Source organism: Streptomyces sp. W16, from assembly GCF_033194735.1.
Classification (GTDB): domain Bacteria; phylum Actinomycetota; class Actinomycetes; order Streptomycetales; family Streptomycetaceae; genus Streptomyces.
The window spans coordinates 1-4,905 of record NZ_JAWOAI010000641.1 but is presented as its reverse complement, the minus strand read 5'-3'; the positions used below and the strand labels follow the sequence as shown (position 1 = coordinate 4,905).

Below are 4,905 nucleotides of genomic sequence, written 5' to 3'. Positions count from 1 at the left end.
GGCGGGAGTCGCGGGGGATGCGGTGGGGCCGGTCGTGGCACATCCGGCGGCGAGTGCGCCCCCGGCGACGAGCCCGGCACCCGCACGCAACGCCGTACGGCGGTCGGTCGTGGTCACCCGGTCCATTTAAGGGGCGTTGGGTAAGAAAAGTGGCCATTAACCCGATTGGGCGAACTTTCCGGGTCGCGCCCGCCTTTCAGCGGCGGTCGACATGAACAGCCCGTCCGGCGCTTGAGGACGAGGCCGTTCAGGCCGAAGCGGGGTCTGGGGGCGCAGCCCCCAGGGCGGTCACCTCGGGCGCCCGCACGAACTCGGCCCGGCCTAGCGGTCAGCGACGCGCATCTCGAACCACGTCGTCTTGCCTCTCGGCAGCAGGTCGACGCCCCAGCGGTCGGAGAGTTTGTCGACGAGGAAGAGACCTCGACCGCTGAGGTCCATCTCCTGGACCGGCATCAGACAGGGCAGGCCCCGGGAGGGGTCGCGGACCTCGACGCGGATCCAGCCGCGACGGCGCTTCATCCGCAGTCCGAACACCCTGGCGCCCGTGTGCCGTACGGCGTTTCCCACCAGTTCCGAGACGAGTAGGACGGCGTCCTCGGTCATTTTCGGGCTGAGTCCCCAGTGCCGCAGGACGACGATCTGGGTGAGCCGGCGGGCCGCGGCGGCGGACTCGGGACGGGACGGGAGCGGAACTTCCGCCTCCGTCGGATCGCCGAACAACTCGATCGCCTTGAGCGCCCGCTCGTCCTCGACCGCAGGCGACCAGCGCGCCGCGGTCGCACGGCCTTGTCCCCGCGGCTGTCCGATACCTTCCAGCCCCGCCATGCGTCCATCATGGCCGCCCCTGACGGCCTCCGGGGCGGTTCCGGAGGAATACGCCCCCCGGAAGCACCCGTTCCGCGACATCCGATCGGCATATGCCAAAGGCATTTCGGTGTCGGCCGCAACCCCTCCGACCTGCGATGAAGGCTCTGTTGGAGGCAATCGACAGGCTCCCTCGACAAGGCAGGCTTAAGGTCACGTTAAGGTTCCCATAAACCGTGCCGCCGAGGGACCTGTATGAGACATCGCGTCAATTGCAAGGGGCTGAGCGGTATTTGACCGTCCGGTTCAGCGGAACTTCGCCTTGCCGGGGCCCTCTTCGACGAAGCTGCGCATCCCGATCTCACGGTCCTCGGTCGCGAACAGCCCGGCGAACCATGTCCGTTCGACCGCGAGGCCGGTCTCGATGTCCGTCTCAAGACCGGTGTCGATCGCTTCCTTCGCGGCACGCAGCGCGATCGCCGGCCCCTGCGCGAGCCGCGCCGCCCACGCGTGCGCCTCCGTGTACACCTCGGCGGCCGGCACCAGCCGGTCCACCAGGCCCAGTTGGAGCGCCTCGTCCGCCTTGACCATACGGCCGGTGAAGATCAGGTCCTTCGCCTTCGACGGGCCGATCAGCCGGGCCAGCCGCTGTGTGCCGCCCGCACCGGGGATGAGGCCGAGCAGGATCTCCGGCTGTCCGAGCTTCGCGTTGTCCGCCGCGATCCGGAAGTCCGCGCACAACGCCAACTCGCAGCCCCCGCCCAGCGCATAGCCGGTGACGGCCGCGACCACCGGCTTGGGGATACGGGCCACCGCGGTGAACGAATCCTGCAGCGCGCGCGACCGCACGACCATCGCCGCGTGGTCCATGCGCTGCATCTCCTTGATGTCCGCGCCCGCCGCGAACACCTTCTCCCCGCCGTAGATCACCACGGCCCGCACGTCCTCGCGGCGCGTGGCCTCCTCGGCGAGTTCCTTGAGGCGGTCCTGGGTGGCGGTGTCCAGCGCGTTCATCGGCGGGCGGTCGAGGCGGATGGTGCCGACGCCCTCGGCGACTTCGAGATTCACGGTCATGGTGGCAGGTTAACCGCCGCTAACGACAACGGGCCCGGTGCTGTCGGTCACAGCGCCGGGCCCGTAGTACGTCTCTAGGAGAGCGTCACGCCTTCCACTTGGCCCACGACATGTTCCAGCCGTTGAGGCCGTTGTCGGGCGCCACCGTCTCGTCGTTGGAGTTCTTGACGACGACGACATCGCCGATCATCGAGTGGTTGTAGAACCAGGCGGCCGGAACGCTGCTGCTGTAGCCGCCCTTGACGTCGCGGAGGCCGACGCAGCCGTGGCTGGCGTTGTAGTTGCCGAAGGCGCCGCCGCCCCAGTAGTTGCCGTGGATGAAGGTGCCGGAGGTGGTCAGGCGGATGGCGTGCGGGACGTCCTTGATGTCGTACTCGCCGCCGTAGCCGACCGTTTCACCGTTCATCCGGGTCACTTCGAGCTTCTGGCTCATGACCATCTGGCCGTTCCAGGTGTCGTAGCCGGGCTTGCCGGTGGTGACGGGGATGGTCTTGATGGTCCTGCCGTCCTGGGTGACCTTCATCGTGTGCTTCTTGGCGTCGACGACGGAGACCTGGTTGCGGCCGATGGTGAAGGTGACCGTCTTGGACTGCTTGCCGTAGACGCCCGAACGGCCTTCGACGCCGTCGAGGTTGAGCTTGACGGTGACCTTGGTGCCGGACTTCCAGTAGTTCTCGGGGCGGAAGTCGAGGCGGTCGTTGCCGAACCAGTGGCCCTCGACGTCGACGGCGGGCACGGTCGTGATGGTGATGGCCTTCTTCACGTCGTCCGGGTGCGTGATGCCCCGGGTGAAGTTGACCGAGAAGGGCATGCCGACGCCGACCGTGGAGCCGTCCTCGGGGGTGAAGTCGCCGATGAAGGTGTTCTTCGGGGTCAGGGTGGTGAAGCTGGAGTCCTCGGCGGCGACCCGGCCGTCGGAGTCCTTGGCGACGGCGTGCACCAAGTACTTGGTGGCGGCGGCGAGATGGGTCGCGGGCGTCCAGCTCGCGCCACTGCCGGTGATCGCGCCGGAGACCTTGGCGCCGTCCGCGTCCTTGACGGTGACCTCGGTCAACTTGCCCTTCGCGGCGCTGATCTTGAGAGCGCCGCTGGTGTCGACGGACTTGGAGCCGTCCTTGGGGGCGATGGTGACGACCGCCTGCGACTGCTTGGTCTGGGCCGTGTCCGAGGCCTTGCCCTTACTGTCGCCGGAGCCGGACCCGGACCCCGAGTCGGAGCCACCGCCACCGCCTCCGCACGCGGTGACGGCGAGCAGCAGCACGCCGAGGATCAGCGCCAGCAACCCGTTGTTTCTCCGGCCGCGCGCGTCAACCGACGCCCCCGATATCGGTCGCACGTTCAAGACTTTCTCCCCTCGCCGGGCCCGGTCCGGCCCGCACCCCTTTGCGCATCTGACGTGCGCGTCCGCGCATATTAACCGCCAGGATTTGAGCTTCGTGTCAGGTGAATGTCACCGTTCGGTCGCAACTTCAACTGCCGCCTGACGCAGGGGCCCGTCCCTTCTCCGGTCACTTGAGCGAGCTGCCCGCCTTCCACTCCTTCCAACCCATGTTCCACCCGCCCAGGCCGTTGTCGGGAGCGACCTGTTTGTCGTTGCTGTGCACGACCTCGACCACGTCCCCGACGATGCTGCGGTCGAAGAACCAGCCGGCCGGGGTGTCCGAGCTCCCGCCCTTCACATCCCGCAGACCGACGCATCCGTGGCTGACGTTGACGTGTCCGGGGGCGGCCGGCGCCCAGTAGTTGCCGTGCAGGAAGGTGCCGGAGTCGGTGAGCTTCATGGCGTGCGGGACGTCGGGGATGTCGTACTCGCCGCCGAAGCCGACCGTGCGGCTGTTCATGCGGGTCACCTCCAGCATCTCCATGACCACCATTTTCCCGTTGTACGTCGTCCGCCCGGGGGCGCCGGCGGTGATCGGCACGGTGGCCAGGAGGTCGCCGTCGCGCCGCACCTCCATGGTGTGCTTCGCCGCGTCGACCAGGGAGACCTGGCTGCGGCCGACGGTGAAGGAGAACGTCTTGTACTGCAGCCCGTAGACGCCGGGTGCGCCTTCGACGTCGCGCAGGCGCAGGGAGACGGTGACCTGGGTGCCGGGTTTCCAGTAGGACTCGGGGCGGAAGTCGAGGCGCGTCCTGCCGAACCAGTGCGGGCGGATCTCGACGGCCGGTTTCGCGGTGATGTGGATGGCGCGTTCGACGGCGGCCCGGTTCTCGATGTCCCGGTTGAAGCCGAGGGAGACGATCATCCCGGTGCCGACGGTGGCACGGTTCTCGGGGGTGACGTATCCGATGAACCGTTCGTCGGGGACGTAGGTGGTGAACGTGGTGTGCCGGGCGGATCGGCGGCCGTGGCCGTCGAGGGCGACCGCGTCGACGGTGTACCGGGCGGCCAGGGCGAGCTTCGTGTCCTCGGGTTCCCAGCGCAGTCCGTCGTCGGAGATACGGCCGGGGACGGGGGTGTCCTGGGCGTCCTGCTCCTTGACGACCTGCACCGACTCCAGGCGTCCGCTGGGCACCCGGACCACCAGCCGCCGGTCGGGTTTGACGCCCTTGGCGGTGTCGTCCGGCGAGATCCGGATCACATCCTCGGGCGCCGGTGCCTTGCCGAAGAGCTCGTCGATGCCGCCCCCGCCCGAGCCGTCCGAAGTACAGCCGGTGGCTCCGGCCAGCAGTCCTGCCCATGTCAGTACGGCGGCCAGTGCGACCCCCGCGCGCCGCGCGCGCCCTTGTGCATGCCTCACGGGGTGCTCAACGAGCGGCCCCGCCTCAGGGAAACGTGAGTGCGACGCAAGCTCTGGGCAGAACAGTGGGGAGGACGACATGACAGGCACACGCGACCGGGACGCCGCGCGCCCTTCACCTCGTCGTTCCATGAGCCGCAGGAGGCCGGACGGTGTCGAGCGCAGCCGAGCAGGAGGCCGTGCAGGAGGGGCGCGTCGACGACGGCGTGCCGGTGGAGCACGCGGTGGAGGCCGTACCGGCGCCACGCGACGCACCCGCGCTGAACGGCGCCCCGCACCAGGCACC

4 protein-coding genes are annotated in these 4,905 nt (G+C 68.8%); all 4 read right to left on the bottom strand.

The features are described 5' to 3' along the window. Positions 1 to 321: 321 nt before the first annotated feature. Positions 322 to 825 (bottom strand): ATP-binding protein, encoded by a 504-nt coding sequence (locus R6V09_RS45960; protein WP_019074483.1) that lies wholly within the window; start codon positions 823 to 825, stop codon positions 322 to 324. Positions 826 to 1,110: 285 nt separating this feature from the next. Further along, positions 1,111 to 1,878, bottom strand: a complete 768-nt coding sequence (locus R6V09_RS45955) for an enoyl-CoA hydratase/isomerase family protein (protein WP_317887425.1) — start codon at positions 1,876 to 1,878, stop codon at positions 1,111 to 1,113. An 85-nt stretch (positions 1,879 to 1,963) separates the two neighbouring features. After that, positions 1,964 to 3,220 carry a L,D-transpeptidase gene (locus R6V09_RS45950; RefSeq protein WP_317887424.1) on the bottom strand — a complete coding sequence of 419 codons (1,257 nt, stop codon included), beginning with the start codon at positions 3,218 to 3,220 and terminating at the stop codon, positions 1,964 to 1,966. A gap of 166 nt (positions 3,221 to 3,386) precedes the next feature. Beyond that, positions 3,387 to 4,619: a L,D-transpeptidase gene (locus tag R6V09_RS45945; protein WP_317887423.1), complete on the bottom strand. Its 1,233-nt coding sequence runs from the start codon at positions 4,617 to 4,619 to the stop codon at positions 3,387 to 3,389. Positions 4,620 to 4,905: the final 286 nt, after the last annotated feature.

Coding starts and splice junctions, on each gene's coding strand:
- R6V09_RS45955 (WP_317887425.1), bottom strand. CDS start 1,878: ATGACCGTGAATCTCGAAGTCGCCGAGGGCGTCGGCACCATCCGCCTC.
- R6V09_RS45960 (WP_019074483.1), bottom strand. CDS start 825: ATGGCGGGGCTGGAAGGTATCGGACAGCCGCGGGGACAAGGCCGTGCG.